The organism is Pseudomonas sp. ADAK13, assembly GCF_012935715.1.
In the GTDB taxonomy this organism is placed as follows: Bacteria; Pseudomonadota; Gammaproteobacteria; order Pseudomonadales; family Pseudomonadaceae; genus Aquipseudomonas.
The window spans coordinates 4,711,591-4,730,133 of sequence record NZ_CP052860.1 but is presented as its reverse complement, the minus strand read 5'-3'; the positions used below and the strand labels follow the sequence as shown (position 1 = coordinate 4,730,133).

At 62.7% G+C, this 18,543-nt stretch carries 13 protein-coding genes; 6 read left to right on the top strand and 7 right to left on the bottom strand.

Annotation, left to right across the window (positions count from 1 at the left end):
* Nucleotides 1-3,072: an efflux RND transporter permease subunit gene (locus HKK54_RS21875; RefSeq protein WP_169387789.1), complete on the top strand. Its 3,072-nt coding sequence runs from the start codon at nucleotides 1-3 to the stop codon at nucleotides 3,070-3,072.
* A gap of 151 nt (nucleotides 3,073-3,223) precedes the next feature.
* Here the strand turns inward: HKK54_RS21875 and HKK54_RS21870 are convergent, their stop codons facing one another.
* The 3 genes from HKK54_RS21870 to HKK54_RS21860 all read right to left on the bottom strand — a co-directional run bounded on the left by HKK54_RS21870 (nucleotide 3,224) and on the right by HKK54_RS21860 (nucleotide 6,295).
* The gene (locus HKK54_RS21870; protein ID WP_010175180.1) at nucleotides 3,224-4,453 is read right to left on the bottom strand and encodes a M20/M25/M40 family metallo-hydrolase; all 1,230 of its coding nucleotides are present in this window, start codon (nucleotides 4,451-4,453) and stop codon (nucleotides 3,224-3,226) included.
* A gap of 68 nt (nucleotides 4,454-4,521) precedes the next feature.
* Nucleotides 4,522-5,580 (bottom strand): diguanylate cyclase, encoded by a 1,059-nt coding sequence (locus HKK54_RS21865; protein ID WP_169387788.1) that lies wholly within the window; start codon nucleotides 5,578-5,580, stop codon nucleotides 4,522-4,524.
* A 79-nt stretch (nucleotides 5,581-5,659) separates the two neighbouring features.
* The gene (locus tag HKK54_RS21860) at nucleotides 5,660-6,295 is read right to left on the bottom strand and encodes a LysE family translocator (protein WP_169389325.1); all 636 of its coding nucleotides are present in this window, start codon (nucleotides 6,293-6,295) and stop codon (nucleotides 5,660-5,662) included.
* A 130-nt stretch (nucleotides 6,296-6,425) separates the two neighbouring features.
* On the opposite strand from HKK54_RS21860, the gene HKK54_RS21855 reads away from it, so the two are divergent.
* Complete coding sequence (locus HKK54_RS21855; RefSeq protein WP_169387787.1) at nucleotides 6,426-7,856, top strand: aminotransferase-like domain-containing protein; 1,431 nt, start codon at nucleotides 6,426-6,428, stop codon at nucleotides 7,854-7,856.
* Nucleotides 7,857-7,868: 12 nt separating this feature from the next.
* Here HKK54_RS21855 and HKK54_RS21850 read toward each other — a convergent pair whose 3' ends face one another.
* Complete coding sequence (locus tag HKK54_RS21850; protein WP_169387786.1) at nucleotides 7,869-9,335, bottom strand: hypothetical protein; 1,467 nt, start codon at nucleotides 9,333-9,335, stop codon at nucleotides 7,869-7,871.
* A 176-nt stretch (nucleotides 9,336-9,511) separates the two neighbouring features.
* Here HKK54_RS21850 and HKK54_RS21845 point away from each other — a divergent pair, with 176 nt between their 5' ends.
* Both HKK54_RS21845 and HKK54_RS21840 read left to right on the top strand, forming a co-directional pair.
* Entirely contained in the window at nucleotides 9,512-10,189 is a 678-nt protein-coding gene (locus HKK54_RS21845) for a sterol desaturase family protein (RefSeq protein ID WP_169387785.1), read from the top strand.
* Nucleotides 10,186-11,283, top strand: coding sequence for an SMP-30/gluconolactonase/LRE family protein (locus HKK54_RS21840; protein WP_169387784.1), 1,098 nt, complete (start codon nucleotides 10,186-10,188; stop codon nucleotides 11,281-11,283). The genes HKK54_RS21845 and HKK54_RS21840 overlap by 4 nt, the downstream gene beginning before the upstream one ends.
* A 14-nt stretch (nucleotides 11,284-11,297) precedes the next feature.
* Here the strand turns inward: HKK54_RS21840 and HKK54_RS21835 are convergent, their stop codons facing one another.
* Genes HKK54_RS21835 through HKK54_RS21825 form a run of 3 tightly spaced genes read right to left on the bottom strand, consistent with a single transcriptional unit; the run spans nucleotide 11,298 to nucleotide 15,496 of the window.
* Complete coding sequence (locus HKK54_RS21835; protein WP_169387783.1) at nucleotides 11,298-12,362, bottom strand: lipocalin-like domain-containing protein; 1,065 nt, start codon at nucleotides 12,360-12,362, stop codon at nucleotides 11,298-11,300.
* Nucleotides 12,352-14,826 carry an ABC transporter permease gene (locus HKK54_RS21830; protein WP_169387782.1) on the bottom strand — a complete coding sequence of 825 codons (2,475 nt, stop codon included), beginning with the start codon at nucleotides 14,824-14,826 and terminating at the stop codon, nucleotides 12,352-12,354. The genes HKK54_RS21835 and HKK54_RS21830 overlap by 11 nt, the downstream gene beginning before the upstream one ends.
* Before the next feature lies 1 nt (nucleotide 14,827).
* Nucleotides 14,828-15,496, bottom strand: a complete 669-nt coding sequence (locus HKK54_RS21825; protein WP_169387781.1) for an ABC transporter ATP-binding protein — start codon at nucleotides 15,494-15,496, stop codon at nucleotides 14,828-14,830.
* Between the two features lie 347 nt (nucleotides 15,497-15,843).
* On the opposite strand from HKK54_RS21825, the gene HKK54_RS21820 reads away from it, so the two are divergent.
* Together HKK54_RS21820 and arnT are read left to right on the top strand one after the other, a co-directional pair.
* The gene (locus tag HKK54_RS21820; protein WP_010175200.1) at nucleotides 15,844-16,527 is read left to right on the top strand and encodes a histidine phosphatase family protein; all 684 of its coding nucleotides are present in this window, start codon (nucleotides 15,844-15,846) and stop codon (nucleotides 16,525-16,527) included.
* A gap of 348 nt (nucleotides 16,528-16,875) precedes the next feature.
* Complete coding sequence (arnT, locus tag HKK54_RS21815; protein WP_169387780.1) at nucleotides 16,876-18,531, top strand: lipid IV(A) 4-amino-4-deoxy-L-arabinosyltransferase; 1,656 nt, start codon at nucleotides 16,876-16,878, stop codon at nucleotides 18,529-18,531.
* The last annotated feature ends 12 nt before the right edge of the window (nucleotides 18,532-18,543 follow it).

The window sequence follows — 18,543 nt, the reverse complement described above, 5'->3', positions numbered from 1 at the left end:
ATGCGCGGTATCAACCTCTCCGAACTGGCGGTCAAGCATCGCGCGGTCACGCTGTTCCTGATCATCGCGATCCTCGCCGCCGGGGTCTTTGCCTTTGGCAAGCTGGGCCGCGCCGAAGACCCTTCGTTCACCGTCAAGGTCATGACCATCACCGCCGCCTGGCCCGGCGCCACAGCCCGGGAGATGCAGGAACAAGTCGCCGACCGCCTGGAAAAACGCCTGCAAGAGCTGGACTACTACGACCGCGTCGAGACCATCGCCCAGCCGGGTTTTGTGTCGATGCGCATGACGTACCTGGAGTCCACCCGCCCCAGCGAGATCCAGGACCTGTTCTACCAGACCCGCAAAAAACTCAGCGACGAAGCGGCGAAGTTGCCCAAGGGCGTGATCGGGCCGTTTTTCAACGATGAATACTCCGACGTGTACTTCTCCCTGTATGCGCTGGAGGCCGAACACCTGCCCCACCGGCAACTGGTGCAAATGGCCGAGGACATGCGCCAGGGCCTGCTCAACCTGCCGGGCGTAAAGAAGGTGAACATCCTCGGCGAACAGGCGCAGCGCATCTTCGTCGAGTTCTCCTATGAACGCCTGGCCACCCTGGGCATCAAGCCCGAGCAGATTTTCGCCGCCCTCGCCGCCCAGAACGCCGTGGCGCCTTCAGGCTTTGTCGAAACCGCTGGCGCCCGGGCGTATATCCGTATCGACGGGGCGTTCGACAGCCTGGCGCTGATCGAAAACGTGCCGCTGGAAGCCAATGGCAAACTGCTGCGCATCGCTGATGTGGCCACCGTCAGCCGCGGTTATGAAGACCCGCCCAGCTACCGCATCCGCCATCAGGGCGACCCCTCCCTGATGCTCGGGGTGATCATGGAGAAGCACTGGAACGGCCTGGAACTGGACAAGGCCCTCAAGGCCCAGGAGGCGAAAATCCAGGCCGACCTGCCGTTGGGAGTCAACTTCGCAAAGGTCTCCGACCAGGCGAAAAACATCAGCCTGGCGGTCAACGAGTTCATGCTGAAGTTCTTCGTCGCCCTCGCCGTGGTGATGGTCATCAGCCTGCTGGCGCTGGGGTTCCGGGTCGGGCTGGTGGTCGCCGCGGCCGTGCCGCTGACCTTGTCGATCGTGTTTGTGATCATGCTGATGACCGGCCGCGAATTCGACCGGGTGACCCTGGGCGCGCTGATCATTTCCCTGGGCCTGCTGGTGGACGACGCGATCATTGCGATCGAGATGATGGTGGTCAAACTCGAGGAAGGTTTTGACCGGATTCACGCGGCCACTTTCGCCTGGAGCTCCACCGCCGCACCGATGCTCACCGGCACGCTGGTGACGATTATCGGCTTTCTGCCCGTGGGTTTTGCCCGCTCGGGTGCCGGGGAATACGCGGGGAATATTTTCTGGATTGTCGGCTTTGCGCTGATCGCGTCGTGGCTGGTGGCGGTGGTGTTCACCCCGTACCTGGGGGTCAAGCTGCTGCCGCAGATCAAGCCGGTTGCCGGCGGCCACGATGCGATTTATGCCGGCCGTTATTACCAGAAACTGCGCCGCCTGGTGGACGCCTGTGTGCGCAACCGCTGGTGGGTGACCGGGCTGGTGGTGGCCGCCTTTGTGTTGTGTGGCCTGGGCATGGGCGTGGTGAAGAAGCAGTTCTTCCCCAACTCCGACCGGTCCGAGCTGATCCTTGAGGTGTATATGCCGCCGGGCAGCGCCTTCAAAAGCACCGAGGCGGTGGCGGCGCAGGTCGAAAAAGCGCTGATGGAGGAACCGCAGACCGTGATGGTCGACACCTACGTCGGCGGCGGTGCGCCACGGTTTTTCCTGTCGCTGAACCCGGAGTTGCCCGACCCGGCTTTCGCCAAGCTGATCGTGCAGACCGCCGACGCCCATGCCCGGGACGCGCTGAAAAAGCGCATGGGTGAACGCATCGCCGCGGGTGAGTTTCCGTCGGCACGGGTGCGGGTTACCCAATTGGTGTTCGGCCCGCCCGTGCCCTTCCCGGTGGTGTTTCGCGTGTCCGGTCCCGACCTGAACGTGCTGCGCGGCCTGTCTGAAGACGTGCGCCAGGTAGTCGCCGCCAACAAACTCACCCGCGACAGCTTCCTCGACTGGGGCGAGCGTGCCAGCAGTTATCGGCTGGTGCTGGACCAGGACCGTCTGCGCCTGCTGGGCTTTACCCCCGACGGGGTAAAATCCCAGCTCAATGCGCTGCTCAGCGGCAACCCGATCACCGAAGTGCGCGAAGGCAATCGCACCGTGTCAGTGGTCGCCCGCTCCCAGGGCAGCCAACGCGAAGACCTCGGCAACCTGGACAACATGACCCTGACCAACAGCGCCGGCGTGTCGGTGCCACTGGCCCAGGTCGGGCATTTCCAGGCGGTGATGGAAGAGCCGATCCTCAAGCGCCGCAACCGGGCACTGACCGTGGAAGTGCGTGCCGATATTGTCGACGGCACCCAGCCGCCAGACGTGGAAATGGCGGTGTACAAGGACCTACAGCCGCTGATCGCCAAGCTGCCGGCCGGTTATCAAATCGTCATCGGCGGCCCGGTGGAAGAAAGCGCCAAGGCCAACGTCGCGCTGGCGGCGCTGTTCCCGATCATGATCCTGCTGACGTTGACCGTGATCATGTTCCAGGTGCGCTCATTCGGGGTGATGTTCATGGTGTTCGCCACCGCACCGCTGGGGCTGATCGGCGCGGTGCCGACGTTGCTGCTGTTCAACCAGCCGTTCGGGTTCAACGCGATATTGGGGCTGATCGGGATTGGCGGGATCTTGATGCGCAACACGCTGATCTTTACCGACCAGATTCGCCAGAACCAGGACCATGGCATGGTGATTCGCGAGGCGATCATCGAGGCCACGGTGCGCCGGGCACGCCCGGTGATCCTGACCGCGCTGGCGGCGGCATTGGCGTTTATTCCGCTGACACTGTCAGTGTTCTGGTCGTCGCTGGCGTATGTGCTGATTGGCGGGGTGTTGGTGGGGACGGTGTTGACGTTGCTGTTCTTGCCGGCGTTGTGCAGCTTGGTGTTGGGGCGGGAGATGACCCGGGAAGTGCCGACTGCAACCTGATCCAACCAACACCACAGAACAGTGTGGGAGCTGGCTTGCCGGCGATGGCGGTGTATCAGTCAAAGCATTCATGACTGACAATCCGCTATCGCAGGCAAGCCAGCTCCCACATTTTGATCTGCTTCCACAGACGATCAGTGATGGTTTCGGATCAGCGCTTTGACAGCTCCATAATCATCCGGCTCAGCAGGTAAATCCGCGGCGCCACGCTCTCCACCTCGGCATATTCCTCTGGCGTATGGATATTGCCCCCGACAATCCCGAACCCGTCCAGGGTCGGCGTGCCCACGCCAGCCGACAAGCTGGCATCCGCCGCCCCGCCGCTGCCTTCAATGGTCAACGTGCGACCCAACTCGCCATAAATCCCCTGGGCAATCGCGACCAACTTGTCCGACTCCGGCGTCTGCGGCATCGGCGGCAGGCCGCGGTGCAGGCTGGTGGTCACTTCAGTCTCGGGGATCAGCTTGTTGGCCGAGACCCGCGCCAGGTCTTTCTCGATCCGGTCAAACTCTTCCGGCAATGCGGCCCGTACGTCAGCCTTGGCAGTGGCCTGGTCCGGGATCACGTTGACCCGGTCGCCCGAGTTGATCACGGTGAAGTTGATGGTGGTTTTCTTCTCCGCATCCCCCAGCTTGCCCAGTTGCAGGATCTGGTGCGCCGCTTCCATCGCCGCATTGCGCCCCAACTCCGGCGCCACACCCGCGTGGGCCGCCTTGCCCTTGACCTCAACCACGGCGGTGGCGCTGCCTTTGCGCCACACCACCAGGCCGTCCGCCGGGCGACCCGGTTCCAGGTTGAGGGTCACGTCGTGGCCCTTGGCAGTGTTGCGGATCAGCTCGGAGGCGCCGTCGGTGCCGGTTTCTTCGCTGGCATCCAGCAGGAAGGTGATTTGCGCGTAGTCCTTGAAGCCCTGATTTTTCAGGACTTTCAAGGCATAGATGCCGGCGACGATGCCGCCCTTGTCATCCATCACGCCCGGGCCATAGGCACGGCCGTCCTTGATATGGAACGGCCGGGCGGCGGCCGAGCCTTCCTTGAACACGGTGTCCATGTGGGCCATCAGCAGGATCTTGGCCTTGCCGGTGCCTTTGAGTGTGGCGATGACATGGCTGTTATGGGCGGCCGCATCGGGCACCAGCTGGATACTGAACCCCAGTTGCTTGAGCTCGTCGACCGCGATGTCACGCACTTGGGTCAGGCCCGGCTCGTAGCCGGAGCCCGAATCGATATTCACCAGGCGCTCCAGCAGTTTCAAAGCATCGGCCTTGTACTGCTCGGAATCGGCCTGGATCTGTTTGTGGGGTTCGGCGCTGAAGGCCGGCATGGCGAACGACAGCGCCAGGGTGGCGGCCAGTAAGGTGCGGGGGAAGTTGAAGAGCATGAACCGATCCTTGTTTTTGTTGGAAGGTAGCGCTCCACCCTACCTGACAATAAACAATTTGTTGATCCTCAGATCGACCTCAACCAACTTCCCTGCACCGAACTGACCCGGTTGCGCCCGCTGCTCTTGGCTTCGTACAGCGCCTGGTCGGCATCGTTCAGCCAACTGGTGGCGTCACCGTGTGCCGGCCGGTACGGCGCCAGGCCGATGCTCAGGCTGGCGCGCAAGGTCGGGTCCTGGGCGTAGGCCAGTGAGTTGAAGCGGTCACGCAGGGCGTCCATTACTTCGGTGGCGCGGTTCAGGGGCATGTCCGGCAGGATCACGCAGAATTCGTCGCCGCCATAACGCCCGGCCAGGTCAGTGGCCCGCAGGTTCTGGCGCAGGACTTTGCTCAACTGGCGCAAAACAATGTCGCCGGTGACGTGGCCGTAGGTGTCGTTGATGGTCTTGAAGTGGTCGATGTCGATCAGCGCGATGGCGGCGCCCTGCTGGTCGCGGCGGCAGCGCTGGAACTCGATTTCCAGGTGGTCTTTCCAGGCACCGTGGTTGAGCAGGCCGGACAGGCTGTCGGTGCGGCTCAGGGCCAGCAACTCGCGTTTGTGCCGCGCCAGGGTGATCGCTTGCCGGTAGCAGATCCAGCCCAGGGCCAGGGGATACAGCATCAGGATCGGCAGGCAGGCGTAGAGCTGCACTTCGCTGGTGAGGGCCGTCACCGCCGGGGTGAACACCAGCATCGACGCGCCGATCCCCAGCGCCTGGGCCACCCAGCCGGCGAACATGAAGCGCGGGCCGCCGATGGCGACGTTGTTCATGGTCATCATCGACAAGGTGGTCACGCTGGGCAGTGGGTTGAACTGCATGGCGCCCACCCAGAACCCGCCGCAGAACGAGTCGAACAGCAGGTTGCGGTGTTCCGAACGCAGGGAGTTCTTTGAGCGTCGCGACCATTGGTACGCCACATGCGGCCAGACAAAGGCGTTGGCAACCATCACCACCCAGACCCAGGCGGGCTTATCCAGCGGATAGATGGCGGCGGCCACACAGATAAACCCGAGGGTCAATCCCAGGGCGCGCGACTTGTACAAGCGTGTGGCGAGCGAAAGTCCCTTTCCTCCTGCGGCTGGCATGGTCTGGCTTGATCCTGGATGAATGCCCGAAGTCTATCAGGGCAACGGCAGATCGCCACTACCGCTCATAAGCTGGCCTTCAGCTGGAAAAGCCCCGGGCCAGCATCAACGCAACCCCCAGCAGCAACACCGCCGTGGCCCTTTGCAGCAACACCCGACGCTTGGGATTTTCCAGCACGTGCTTGATGCGCTGGCCGAAATAGCAATACAGGCAGCCGCTGGCAAATTGCAGCAACAGGAAGGTCAGGCCGAGGATGGCGATATCGGCGGCGGCGCTGCCCTGGCCGATAGCAGCGAACTGCGGGAATACCGCGCTGAACAGAATGATTGCCTTGGGATTGGACAGCCCGGTGAGCAGGCCCTTGCCGAACAGGCTGCGGGCATTTTCCGGGGTCGGGTCGGTGGTCTTGATCGTCACCCCACTGCTGGTCCATTGCTTGTAGGCCAGGTAAAGGATATAGGCGACGCCCACCACCTGGATGATTCGGGTGATCAGCGGGTAGTCCTTGATCAGCTCGGAAAACCCCACGGCAAAGATCAGGATCGAGACCAGGTAGGAAACACTCGCCCCGAACTGCGCCGGCAGGGAGCGGCGCAGGCCGTCTTTCAGGCCAAGGCTGAGCAATAACAGGGTCATGGGGCCGGGGCTGAACGCCAGGGTGGTGCACAACAGCAGGAAATACAAAAACGAAGACAGCGTCAGCGCGGTGACCATGGCGTGGGGTTTCACAGCAGGAAGTAAGGCGTGCAGTCTAGGGCGCACGCCGCGCCAGAGGCAGGTAAACTCCACGGATATATGCGCAGACTTTACCGGTAAAGTTGGCGGCAAACTTAAGGACAGTGTGATGCCCATTCCCGCGATTCACTTTCATGATCGGGCACCGAAAGTGCAGCAGATCGTCGATGCCCTGGCCCATGCGATTGAGCAAGGCGAGTTGGCGGCAGGCAGCAAACTGCCTTCGGTGCGTGAGTTGGGCGTACAACTGGGCGTCGGAAAATTTACCGTCAATGAAGCGCTGGATCGCCTGCGCGGGCGTCACCTGCTGACCTCCAGCCAGGGCCGCGGGCACTTCGTTGCGAGCAGCCTGGCGCAGCCGTCGTCCAGTAACTGGGTCGACTTGCTGCCCCAGGACTTGCTCAGCGTACTGCGCCGCCCCCTGGCCATGGCCCCCGGCGACCTGCGCCCCGGCGGCGGCCACCTGCCGGAAGACTGGCTGGACTCCGACGTATTGCGCCAGGCCATGCGCAGCGCAGTGCGCGCCCCCACCTTGCGCATCGCCGGGCTGGGCACTCCGGCGGGCCTGCTGCCATTGCGCCAGGCGTTGCAACAGAAACTGCACGGTGAGGGGTTGTCGGTGCCGGTGGAGCAGATCATCACCACGCCCAACACGGTGCAAGGCCTGGACATGCTCATGCGCCTGCTGGCACGGCCCGGGGACACGGTGTTGCTGGATGCGCCGTGTTATTTCAACTTCCACGCCAACCTGGCATTGCATGGGGTCAAGGTGGTGACCATCGCCCGGCGGCCTGACGGTTTTGATTTTGCGGCGCTTGAGCAATTGCTCGCCGAACATCGTCCCAGCCTGTACCTGACCACCAGCGTGTTGCATAACCCGACCGGGCATTCGTTCAGTCCGAGCCAGGCGTTTCGCCTGTTGCAACTGGCCAGGGAGTATCACTGCCATATCGTCGAGGATGATCTTTACGGGGACTTGCACCCTAACCCGCCGCCGCGTCTGGCGACGTTGGCGGGATTGGAGCAGGTGACGTACCTGTCGGGGTTTTCGAAGGTGCTGACGGCGAATGCGCGGGTCAGTTATGTGGTGGCGGCGCCGCAGTTGGCGGCGAACCTGACCAACATGAAGTTGATGAGTGGCGGGATAACGTCGGAGCTGTTCGAGCAGATTGTGTATCGGCTGCTGAGTGAGGGCGGGTATGCCAGGCATCGCAAGCGCATGGTTCAGCGGCTGCTTGAGGCCGGGGGGCGGGTTGAGCAGTGGCTGCGGCGTTGTGGGTGTGAGCTGCCGATGGGGTTTGAGGGCGGGATGTTCATCTGGGCGCGGTTGCCGGCCGGGGTGAATGGTGAGCGGCTGGCTGAAGCCGGCTTGAAGCGTGGGATGGTGTTGGCGCCGGGGGCGTTGTTCGGGTATGAGCCGGGGTTGCGGGATTTTATGCGGTTTAATGTGGCGCATTGCGACGAAGGGCGGGTTCAGGCGGAGTTTGAGGCGTTGCTGGGGGCGCCAACCCGAAAAGTTGGCGCCGGGGTTACGGATTAAGTGGAGGGTTGATCACCGTTCGCTGGAGATCACGCGCTGGCTGCAGATATGAGCCATGCTGACCGGGGTAGCGTCGCCACCCACGCCGACATCCGGGTACTCCTCGATGCGCAGGCGCCAGACGGCGAAGTTGTAGTTGGTCTCCCAGGTATTTTTGTAACCCGAATCGTAGGACACGTACCTGACGGTCGCCTCACCCGCGCAGTTGCCCAGATTGACCGTACCGGATGCCGCACCCGACACACCGGTCACCGAACCGTAGTAAGGGATGTACACCGGCAGGTAGGTATTACGGTTGACGTGCTTGTCGAGTTGCAGATACGGGGTCAATCCCTGTAGCCGTTTACCGGTGCTGTCGGCCCAGGTCACGGCCCAGCTCAAGTCACGTGCCGCCTGGGTGGTCATGAACGGGTCGTAGTCATTGGCTGAAGCCGGGATCCGCACCACGTTGTCACCTTGCACACTATGGCTCAACACCTCGGGTGTGGAGCCCAGCGACAGCTTGTAGCGCGCCGTAGCCTTCCAGCTTGCAGCCGGGTTAGGCCGCACCCGTACGTTCACCACGCCATTAACCGATGGCGATGGCCAGGTGATTTTCGCCTTGGGGTTGATCGGGATCCATTTGACGCCGTCAAAATACTCGGAAATCCACTGGCCCCGATCGCTCTCGTTCACACCGTCGAAATAGGCACTGACCTTCTGCCCGCGCAGGGCCTTGAAGGAGAAGTAGTCTTCATCGGTCGCCGTGTCGGAGTTACCCGTGACGTAGTTCAGGGTATCCGGCAGTTGATAAGCCGTTTCGAAACTGTCGTTAGGTTCGAAATCGTCAATCGTCATGTTGATGTCCACGCCGAAACTGAACGGCGAACCGTCAGCCGAATTGGCGTGCATGAACCAGTAGTAGTCGCCGGGTGGCAGGACGCCAGCCAGCACCTCGTTGGCATTGCCCGGGTTATCCGACGTGCCGAGAGACGTAATGTTGTTCTGGCCGTCGTCCTGGAACAGGGTCAGGGACATGTTGGTGGCAGCACTCTGCCCTACCAGCATCACAGTCGCCCGTGCCTTTTGCGGCACGTTGAAGTGGTAGCAGACATCGTTGCCGGTTTGCACACCGTCCAGGTTGTACATCTGATTGATGCCCAGCGTCTGGCACAGCGGCGTGAACGCCTGGGCCGCCGCGGCCTTGACATCTACCTTGGCGTTATCCGCCTGCACCGACTGGGCAACCACAACCCCACTCAACGCCTTGGCAGCCTGCGCCGGCTTTTTCACCTGCTGCGAGGCTTTGATTTTCTCCAGGAATGCGGCCGACGCCTTTTGCGACGTGACGTTGCCACCACTCTTGAGGGCTTGTTGCACGGCTTGCTGCAAGGGTTGCGGCGTCAAGTGTGCAGGATATTGTTCGGCCAGGGCGTAAGCCGAAACGAAGCAGGAGGCCGCGATGGCAGCTCCGAGCATAAACGCTTTTTTCGATTTCATTTTTTATCCATCCATAGTTAAAAAATTGAAGCTCAGGTGATCGGCGACATCCGGTCACCTGGGATGGAATGTAGGACATAACATGTATGCATGTACAGTATATTTTCTGACTGCAGGATAGATGCGCCAATTCCAACTAAGCTCAGCCCCAACAAAAACAACACCGAGCGCTCCCAATGACTCACCCCACCGAGGCCTTCCGCGCCACCTATCGCGCAAGCATCAACCTTCGCTACAACCCGTGGCTCCATGCAGGTTTCGTCTTCGGCTACGGCCTGCTCTGCGTCAGCCTGTTCTGGTCCAGCACCGACCAGATCCAACGGCTGGAATGGCTGGCCGTGCCCCTCACGCTGATTTTCTTCAACCTGTGCATCTACCTCGTCCACCGCCACCTGGGCCACCACAAACACGCCTTCGCCCGGCTGTTCTACGCCCGCCACACCGGTGACCACCACAGCTTCTTCACCCCCGGCCACATGACCTGCGACAGCCCGCGAGACTGGCGTGTCATCCTGTTCCCCGCCTGGCTGATCCTGCTCCACAGCCTGATCATCACCCTCCCCGCCTGGTGGTTGCTCAAACACCTCAACCCCAACGTCGCCGGCCTGTTCGCCGGCTGCATGATCCTTGGTTACCTGCTCTACGAGTTTTTCCACGCCTGCGAACACCTGCACCCCGACCACCCCGTGGCCCGCTTGCCGTGGATCCGCCAGATGCACCGGTTACACGCCCTGCATCACCGTCGCGAACTGATGCAGGGGCGCAATTTCAATATCGTCCTGCCGCTGATGGACTACCTCTTCGGCACCCTGCATTGGGAACCGCGCACCACTGACCATCAGGAATCGTCATGAGTACTCGTCCAAGGAAGGTTCGTCATCTGGTCCTGCTGGTCCTGGTCGCCATCGTCGCCTTCCTGTTGCTGATGCCCACCAGGGTGCAACCGGTCAACTGGTCGCCGCCCAAGGCGCCATCCCTGAAGGACGGGCCCTACGCTGAAAACCAGCGCCTCAAGGCCGTGAAAAGAACCGGCGCCCAGGACATCGCCGGGCCGGAAGCGCTGTTGCTGGATGGCAAAGGTTTTCTCATCACCGGCCTGCATGACGGGCGCATCATCCGCACAGCCCCGGAAAGCCACGTCATCGAAGAGCTGGCCAACACCCACGGCCGCCCCCTGGGGCTGGCCCTGCACCCGGACGGGCGGCTGATCATTGCCGACGGCATCAAGGGCCTGCTCGCCCTCGACACCGGGCACAACCTCACCACTCTGACCACCAGCGCCGCCGGCCTGCCGTTTGGCTTTGCCGATGACGTCACCGTCGACACCGCGGGGCGTTATGCATACTTCAGCGATGCGTCGAGCCGCTGGGGTTATGGCCAAGACGGCGAGGCCGTGATCGAGCACGGTGGCGACGGCCGCTTGCTGCGTTATGACTTCGGCAACGGCCACACCGAGGTGCTGCTGGACCAGCTGCAGTTCGCCAATGGCGTGGCCCTGGGGCCGAACGAAGAGTATGTGCTGGTCAACGAAACCGGTGCCTACCGCATCAGCCGCTATTGGCTCAAGGGCGACAAGGCCGGTGCCCACGACCTGTTTATCGACAACCTGCCGGGCCTACCGGACAACCTCAGTTTCAATGGCCAGGACCGTTTCTGGGTCGCCCTGTATTCGCCCCGCAACCCGTTGCTCGACGGTTTTGCCGGCTACCCGTTGATGCGCAAGATCATGGTGCGGGCGCTGATGATGCTGCCCAAGCCCATCGAGCGTAAGGCCTTTGTGCTGGGGCTGGATGTGAACGGCAAGGTGATCGCCAACCTGCAGGATGGCAGCAGCGGTAACTACTCCCCCATCACCACGGCACGCGAGTATGGAGACTGGTTGTATTTGGGCTCGCTGAAGAATACGGGCATGGCACGCCTGCCGCTCAAACTGGCCTTGGGGCAATAGAGAAAGCAGCTGACTCAGTACCCCGTCATCTCCAGATACCCCACCCCGCCCTGAAATTTCACCGGCCCTTCCCAGTAAGGAATGCTCAGGTTCATCCAGGCTTCGGGATTGAGCGCTTGAGTAGTGATGTCCAGATGCTTGCCCGGGATTTTCAGCGACCATTGGGTGGGAATGCTGCGCCCATCGATCGCGGTGGTGCCCAGTGGTGTCAGCTGGATATCCTGGTTGTGCAAGGTCTGTGTTTGGCCCTGCTGGTCGATCCAGGTGCCGGTCAGGTACGACGGCCCGTCTTTTTGCCGCACCCGGAACAACATCAACTGCTCGCCGCTGTCCAGGTGCAGGGAGAACCAGTCCCAGCCGGTCTGGCTGGCGGTCAGGGGCTGGCTGCTCCATTCGCGGTCGAGCCAGGCGGTGCCTGTGACCTGGTAGGGTTTGCCGTCGATGGTCACACGGCCATCGGCCTGGAAAAACGGCTGGCTGTAGTAGTACGACGCCTGGCCCTGGTCGGATTTTCGGCTGTAGCCGTTCTCGCCCTGGAGCACCAGCGGGCGGCTGGAGGTCAGGTGCAGGTCGTAGCTGAAATGCTCGCCGGCAGCCGCCAGTTGCATGTCCGCCAGGGAGCTGGTGGCACCGGGGTTGGTGGCGAAATTCCAGTCGTCGATCCAGGCGTTGAACGGCTCGGCCTGGGCCCCCGCCTGCCCCACGCCGCCACGGGCATAGCGTTCGGCGGCGTAATGGCGGGTGGCCGAGGTGACGGCAGCGTGGCCCAGCCAGAGGGTCGAGTCACGCCAGCCCGGTTGCGTCGGCCCGGCCTTGAGCGCGTTGCGAAACAGCGTCCATTGCACGCCATAGGCATTGCCCTCGGCGTCCTTGAGGTTGGCGGTGAGGTACCACCACTCGATGCGATAGCCGTCATGGGGGCCGTGGTCCTCGGGGAAGCTGAAAACCTTGCCGGGCACCACTTGGGCGAAGTCCGCAGCCTGGCTGCCCAGCCCGGCGAAGCTTTCTTCGGACGCAGGCGGTTTATCACAGGCGCCCAGCAACAGGAACGTCGCCCACAGCAGGTACTTAATCTTCATTGGCAAAGGTCCTCAGCAAATCCGCCGGGCGACTGCGGTACAACTGCCACAACGGCCAGGCCGACGCCAGCAAGGTGGCCAACATCGCCAGCCCCAGCAGTTGCGCCAGTTGCCACGGAAAAATCTGCAACGGCAGGCGCCAGCCAAAGGCCTGGACATTGATCACCACGTCCAGGCACCAGGCCAGCAGCAAGCCCAATGGCAGCGCCAGCACCAGGGTCAGCACCGCCAGCAGCCAGGTCTGGCCGAGGTTGAGCAGCATCAATTGGCGTCGTGTCACGCCCAGCGCCCACAACGGCGCCAACTGGCCAAGCCGGCTTTGACTCTGGGTCAGCAGGCTGATGAACAGCGCCACCCCGGCCACGCCCAGGGTCAGGCTGTTGAGAGCAGCGGTGGCGGCGAAGGTGCGTTCGAAGACCTGGCTCGACCAGCCCTTGAGTTGCTGCTGATCGACGATGCGGCTGTCTTCCAGGGCGAACCGGTCCTGCACTTCACGCACCAGGGTGGGCACGTTGCCCGGCAATACCCGCAGGTTGAAACGCGCCGGTGACAATCCCGGCCAGTGCTGCAACAGGTGCCGCGAGTTCACCAGCAAGTGGCCCTTGGGGTTGCCATAGTCGGCGTAAATCCCCACCACCTTCGGCGACCATTGACCCTGGGGCGCAGGGATGCGGATCACATCGCCCAGCCGCACCTTGAGCCGGCGCGCCATCTGCTCGCTGAGCATCAGGGTGTCGTCTTGCAGCAACTGTCCCCAGGGATCCGCCGCTGCTTCGAGCAACGGCCAATGCTGGCGATAGGTTGAGTCGTCGACCACGCCGAACAGGTCTGCCGGCCAACCTTGCAACTGCACCGCGACCTGCCAGGTGGGCAGAACGGTCTGTACCAGAGGCTGTTGTACCAGCCAGGTGTGCAACTGCTCGGCCTGCGCCGGGTTTTGCGGGTTGAGGTACAGCTCGGCGGTCAGGCGTTGCTCCAGCCAGTTGTTGAAGGTCTGGCGAAAGCCCGAGGTCATCGAGCCCGCGCCGATATTGGCGGCCAACGCCAGCAGCAAGGCCATCAGCGCCAGGCTCAAGGCCGGCAACTGCTGGCGGCAATCGGCGAGAAACCATTGGCCCAGTACCGAGCGGCTGCGCCCCAATACGGCCTTGAGCACCCCATTGAGCACCACCGGCAAACCCAGCGCAGCGCCCAGCAACAACGCAGCCATCAATACAAAACCGCTGGCCAGGCTATCGCCGAACACCAGCGCCAGCAGCGCGATCAATAAGGCAGCGCCCGCCACCCAGCCCTGGCGCCGCAGCCAGCGCCCATGGGCGTGGTGCCAGGCTTGGGCATCGGCCAGCGCCAATAACGGCAAGCGCGCCGCCCGCCACAGGCTGCTGGCCCCGGCGAGCAACGCGCCGAGCAAGCCCAGGCCCAGGCCGCTGAGCCACCACAGTGGGCTGAGGCTTAATTGGCCGGGCACCTCGGCGCCATACAGGCCGCGCAAGCTGGCGGCGACGTCGGGCAGTAACAGGCTGGCCAGCACGTACCCACTGGCCACGCCCATCAGGCCGCCGAGCACGGCCATGCCACCGAGTTCGACCGCCAGGCTGAGAATCAACATCCGCGCGCTCACCCCGCACGCACGCAAGGTTCGCAGCAGGCCGCGCCGCTGCTCCAGGGCCAGGCCGATGGCGGCGTGCACGATAAACAACCCCACCACAAAGGACAAAAACCCCAGCGCGTCAAGGTTCAGGTGGAAGCTTTCGGTGAGGCGCGCGAGGTTGTTTTCCTCGGCCTGTTTGAGCTGGAGCTGCCCATTCAATTCAGCCGGCAAGGCGGGATGAGCGGCGGCAAACGCCTTGTCCAGCAGCAATCGAGACAGGCGCTGGGGCATGTCCAGTAGTGGTTGGGCGAAGCCGATGTCGGTCAGTAGCAGTCCGGGCGCCATGTCCGGTTGAACGTGCAGTGGCGGCAGCGCCAGCCCGGCGGACGTCAGCGGCTGGTCGCCCTCTTTCAGGCCCAGCGCCTGCAAGGTCTGCGGCGCGATCCAGGTGCGCCCTGGCGGGTTGAAGAACGCGACCATCTGCGCCCGGTCCAGGCTCTGCCCGGCCACCGCACCGCTGCCGGGCAACGACACCGGGTCGATGCCCATCACTTGCAGGCGCTGGTCTTCATGCCCCTTGAGCAGCACGCGGCCCTGCACCACCGGCGACACCGGCCACCCGGCGCGGCGCAGTTCGGCAAACAGCGCCTGGGGGAAGCTGGCACCGTCCGGCGCGCTGAGGCTGGCCTGGGGTTCACCGCCGATCAGTTGGCTGGCCCGGGCGTAGCTGTCCCGCGCCTGGCTGTTGAGGGCTTGCACGCCGGTCAACAGCGCGGTGGCCAGCCACAGGCCGGTAAGCACGCTGAAGAACTGCACGGGGTGGCGGCGCCAATGGCTGAGCAGCGCGCGCAGTGTCCAGTAGAAGACGCGCACCTCAGCGGGCGTCCGCTGCGAGTACCCGACCACGGTGGAGCACCACTTGCTGGTCCAGGCGCGCGGCGATTCGTGGGCTGTGGGTGACCATCAACAGGCTGGTGGGGCTGTCCCGCAGCAGGTCCAGCAGCAGTTGCAGCACTTCGTCGCTGGTGGCTTCGTCGAGGTTGCCGGTGGGTTCGTCCGCCAGCAGCAAGCCGGGCCGCGATGCCAGGGCCCGCCCCACGGCCACCCGCTGCTGCTGGCCGCCGGACAGTTGTTCGGGATAACGCTTGAGCAAGTCCCCCAGGCCCAGGCGCTCCACCAATTGCGCTTGCCACGCCGGATCGAAGCGCCCGGCCAGGCGCGCCTGGAACGCCAGGTTGTCTTCGACCCGCAGGCTGCCGATCAGGTTGAACTGCTGGAACACCAGGCCGATCTCGGTGCGGCGCCAGTGGGCCAGTTGCGCTTCGTTCATCTGATCCAGGCGCTGATCGCCCACCTGGAGGCTGCCACGGTCTGCCCGGTCGAGCCCGGCCACCAGGTGCAGCAGCGTGCTTTTGCCACTGCCGGACTCGCCCATCAACGCCAGGCTGCTGCACGCGCCCAGGTAAAGGTCGACACCCGCCAGCACGGCCAACGGCCCCTGCGGCGTGCCGTAGCTCTTGTATACCCCTTGTACCTGCAGCATCACCCTTCCCCACCGGTTCCTGGATTGAGGCCGAGAATAACGGTTGTCACATTTTTATGTCACAACCATGGGCAAAAGGAGCGCCCTATGACCCGCTGCAAATTTTTCACATTGATTTCACTCGGCGGCCACCCGCCGCACTCTAAATTGCCGCCCATGAGCAGATAACAGGTTGGTTATTTTCAAACACCCGTTAGTGCACATGAATAATTTTTTATATCGGTATGTTCAGCAAAAAGACAGCGCCCCTGTGACACGCTTTTGCACATTCCTGCATAAGCGCTCTTCACTTGGCGCCCTGCCTAACTTGCTGCCGCCAGTTACCGGATTACGCCTGGAAGTTACCTATGGTGAATAGTGTGGTTGACCTGACTCTGAGCAAGTCTCGCTCGCGCTGGGCATTTATAAAACAGCTGAACAAGCTCTGGCTTGGCGTGGCGGCTATCGTGATGGTCAGCCTGGCGGTGACAGCGTTTATCTGGTGGCCACGCTCGCCCCTGGACCTGGGCGTGGGCCATCGCCTGCTCACTTCCGGCGCCCTGGAAGCCTGGCGCAACGGCGACCTGGTGGTGCTGGTGCGCCATGAAGAGCGCTGCGACCGCTCCACCAACCCCTGCCTGGGCCCGGCAGACGGCCTGACCACGCTCGGCTCGTTGTCTGCCACGGCCGTGGGCAAGGCCTTTCAGACCCTGGGCATGGAAAACACCGACGTCCTGAGCAGCCCCACCACCCGCACCGCGCAGACCTCGCTGTTCATGTTCGGCAAGGCTGAGTTGTCACCCGGCCCGCTGGCCATCTGCGGCCCTGCCATCGGTGAGGAACTGCGCCCCCACAAGCTGCCTGATCGCAACCTGCTGCTGGTCACCCACAGCGCCTGCATCAGTGACTTTGAGGAGGCGCTGGGCTTCGAACACGCCGCACACGCTGAATACGGCAGTGCGTTGTTTGTGAAGCTCCTGCCCAACGGCAAGTTCAAGGCCCTGGGCATTATGAACAGCAAGGACTGGGCCGCCGCACTTAAACAACTTTAGAACACTTCTTTACATTTAATCATTCAAGTTCGTTCAGCAAAAAGACAGCCAAGCCATGGCATCTTTTACAGTTTTAACTGGGCTTTTTTTCAAGAAACTCTTAGCTCACTAACTTTTCACAAGTTAACAACATGACGATGACTTTCGATGACTCATTGGACGCCGCCCATTTAACGAGCTTGACTAGGGCGCATGGATATTCAATTCCGCGCCCACTAACAGACTGTTTAAGGAATAACGTTCTGTGCCGCATTTTCACCCGACCCTGACCATCCTCCACCCCTCGCGCATGGCTGATCCAGCGCTCGCGCTGATCCACCGTCAATACCGCCTGAGAGTGCAATAGCCATGACCCGCCTTAAACCTTTGCCCGTATTGCTACTGGCATTCGTGATGTTCTATTTGTTGCCGTTGGGCCTGCACGGCCTGTGGATTCCCGACGAATCCCGCTACGCCCAGATCAGCCAGGAAATGATCATGAGCGGCAACTGGGTGGCGCCACATTTCATGGGCGTGCGCTATTTCGAAAAGCCCGCCGCCGGTTATTGGCTGATTGCGCTGGGCCAGGCGATCTTTGGTGAAAACCTGTTCGGCGTGCGCATTGCCTCTGCCCTGACCACCGGCCTGAGCGTCATGCTTGCCTACCTGGTTGCCCGCCGGTTGTGGAACGACCCGCGCAAGAGTTTTGCCTGCGCCCTGCTCTATATGAGTTTCGGTCTGGTGGCCGGGCAAGCCGGTTACTCCAACCTGGACCCGCAATTTACCTTTTGGGTCAACCTGAGCCTGGCGGCGCTGTGGTTTGCCCTCGACAGTTCCACTCCCCGCGCCCGCCTCGCCAGCTGGACATTATTGGGCGTCGCCTGCGGCATGGGCTTCATGACCAAGGGCTTCCTGGCGTGGTTGCTGCCGGTGCTGATCGCCTTGCCTTACATGCTCTGGCAGCGGCGCCTCGGGGAGCTGCTGCGCTATGGCCCGCTGGCGATTCTGGTGGCGGCCGTGGTGTGCCTGCCCTGGGCCCTGACGATCCACCTGCAGGAGCCGGACTACTGGCGGTTCTTTTTCTGGCACGAGCACATCCGCCGATTTGCCTCCGACAATGCCCAGCATGCGCGGCCCTGGTGGTTTTACCTGCCGCTGATGGTGGTGTCCTGCCTGCCGTGGGCGGCACTGCTGCCGGCGACGCTGTGCAAGACCTGGAAGGAAAAGCGCCAGCCCCCCATCGTCTTCCTCGCGCTGTGGATGCTGTTGCCCCTGGGCTTTTTCAGCCTGAGCAACGGCAAGTTGCCGACCTACATCATGCCGTGCCTGCTGCCGCTGGCGTTGCTGATGGGCCATGCGTTGGTCGACCTGCTGGCCAATGCCCGCACCCGTACGCTGCGCTTCAATGGCCTGCTCAACCTGGGCATCGGCCTGGCGGCGATGATCACGCTGATCTACCTGCAAATCGCCAGGCCGCTGTACGGCAACAGCCACAGTGAGATGTTCAACCTGTCCCTGACGTTCATCGTGCTGATGGGCTGGATGCTCGCCAACCTGCTGCAAGCGTTTCGCCCGCTGACGCTGTGGGCAATGCCGGCGCTGGGTATCGGCCTGCTGGTGGCGTTGTTGCCCGCCGGCATGCCGGCGCTGATCGAAGACAACGAGATGCCCGACCAGTTTGTGCTCCAGCACCTGGACGAACTGCAACAGACCCACGCACTGCTGAGCAACGAACTGGGCTCTGCGTCTGCCTTGTCATGGCGCCTGCGCCGGCCCGAGGTCGCGTTCTACGACACCGAAGGCGAGTTGCGCTACGGCCTGCAATACGCCGACGCGATGCACCGCAAGGTCGGCCTGGACAGCGTCCAGGCCTGGCTCAAACAGGCGCGCCAGCAAGGTTCGGTGGGCGTGCTGATGCGGGTCAGGAGCACCAGCGAAATGCGCGAAGCCGGGCAATTGCCGCTGGGGGGCAAGCGTTATTACAAGGGTGACCTGGAGATCATCATCTACCCCCAATTGCCGTAACACAGCCGCACT

Excerpts from the sequence above, each read along its gene's own strand:
- HKK54_RS21865 (WP_169387788.1), bottom strand. The coding sequence starts at position 5,580 with ATGCCAGCCGCAGGAGGAAAGGGACTTTCGCTCGCCACACGCTTGTAC.
- arnT (WP_169387780.1), top strand. The coding sequence starts at position 16,876 with ATGACCCGCCTTAAACCTTTGCCCGTATTGCTACTGGCATTCGTGATG.
- HKK54_RS21875 (WP_169387789.1), top strand. The coding sequence starts at position 1 with ATGCGCGGTATCAACCTCTCCGAACTGGCGGTCAAGCATCGCGCGGTC.
- HKK54_RS21835 (WP_169387783.1), bottom strand. The coding sequence starts at position 12,362 with ATGAAGATTAAGTACCTGCTGTGGGCGACGTTCCTGTTGCTGGGCGCC.
- HKK54_RS21820 (WP_010175200.1), top strand. The coding sequence starts at position 15,844 with ATGGTGAATAGTGTGGTTGACCTGACTCTGAGCAAGTCTCGCTCGCGC.
- HKK54_RS21850 (WP_169387786.1), bottom strand. The coding sequence starts at position 9,335 with ATGAAATCGAAAAAAGCGTTTATGCTCGGAGCTGCCATCGCGGCCTCC.
- HKK54_RS21845 (WP_169387785.1), top strand. The coding sequence starts at position 9,512 with ATGACTCACCCCACCGAGGCCTTCCGCGCCACCTATCGCGCAAGCATC.
- HKK54_RS21825 (WP_169387781.1), bottom strand. The coding sequence starts at position 15,496 with ATGCTGCAGGTACAAGGGGTATACAAGAGCTACGGCACGCCGCAGGGG.
- HKK54_RS21870 (WP_010175180.1), bottom strand. The coding sequence starts at position 4,453 with ATGCTCTTCAACTTCCCCCGCACCTTACTGGCCGCCACCCTGGCGCTG.
- HKK54_RS21840 (WP_169387784.1), top strand. The coding sequence starts at position 10,186 with ATGAGTACTCGTCCAAGGAAGGTTCGTCATCTGGTCCTGCTGGTCCTG.
- HKK54_RS21855 (WP_169387787.1), top strand. The coding sequence starts at position 6,426 with ATGCCCATTCCCGCGATTCACTTTCATGATCGGGCACCGAAAGTGCAG.
- HKK54_RS21860 (WP_169389325.1), bottom strand. The coding sequence starts at position 6,295 with ATGGTCACCGCGCTGACGCTGTCTTCGTTTTTGTATTTCCTGCTGTTG.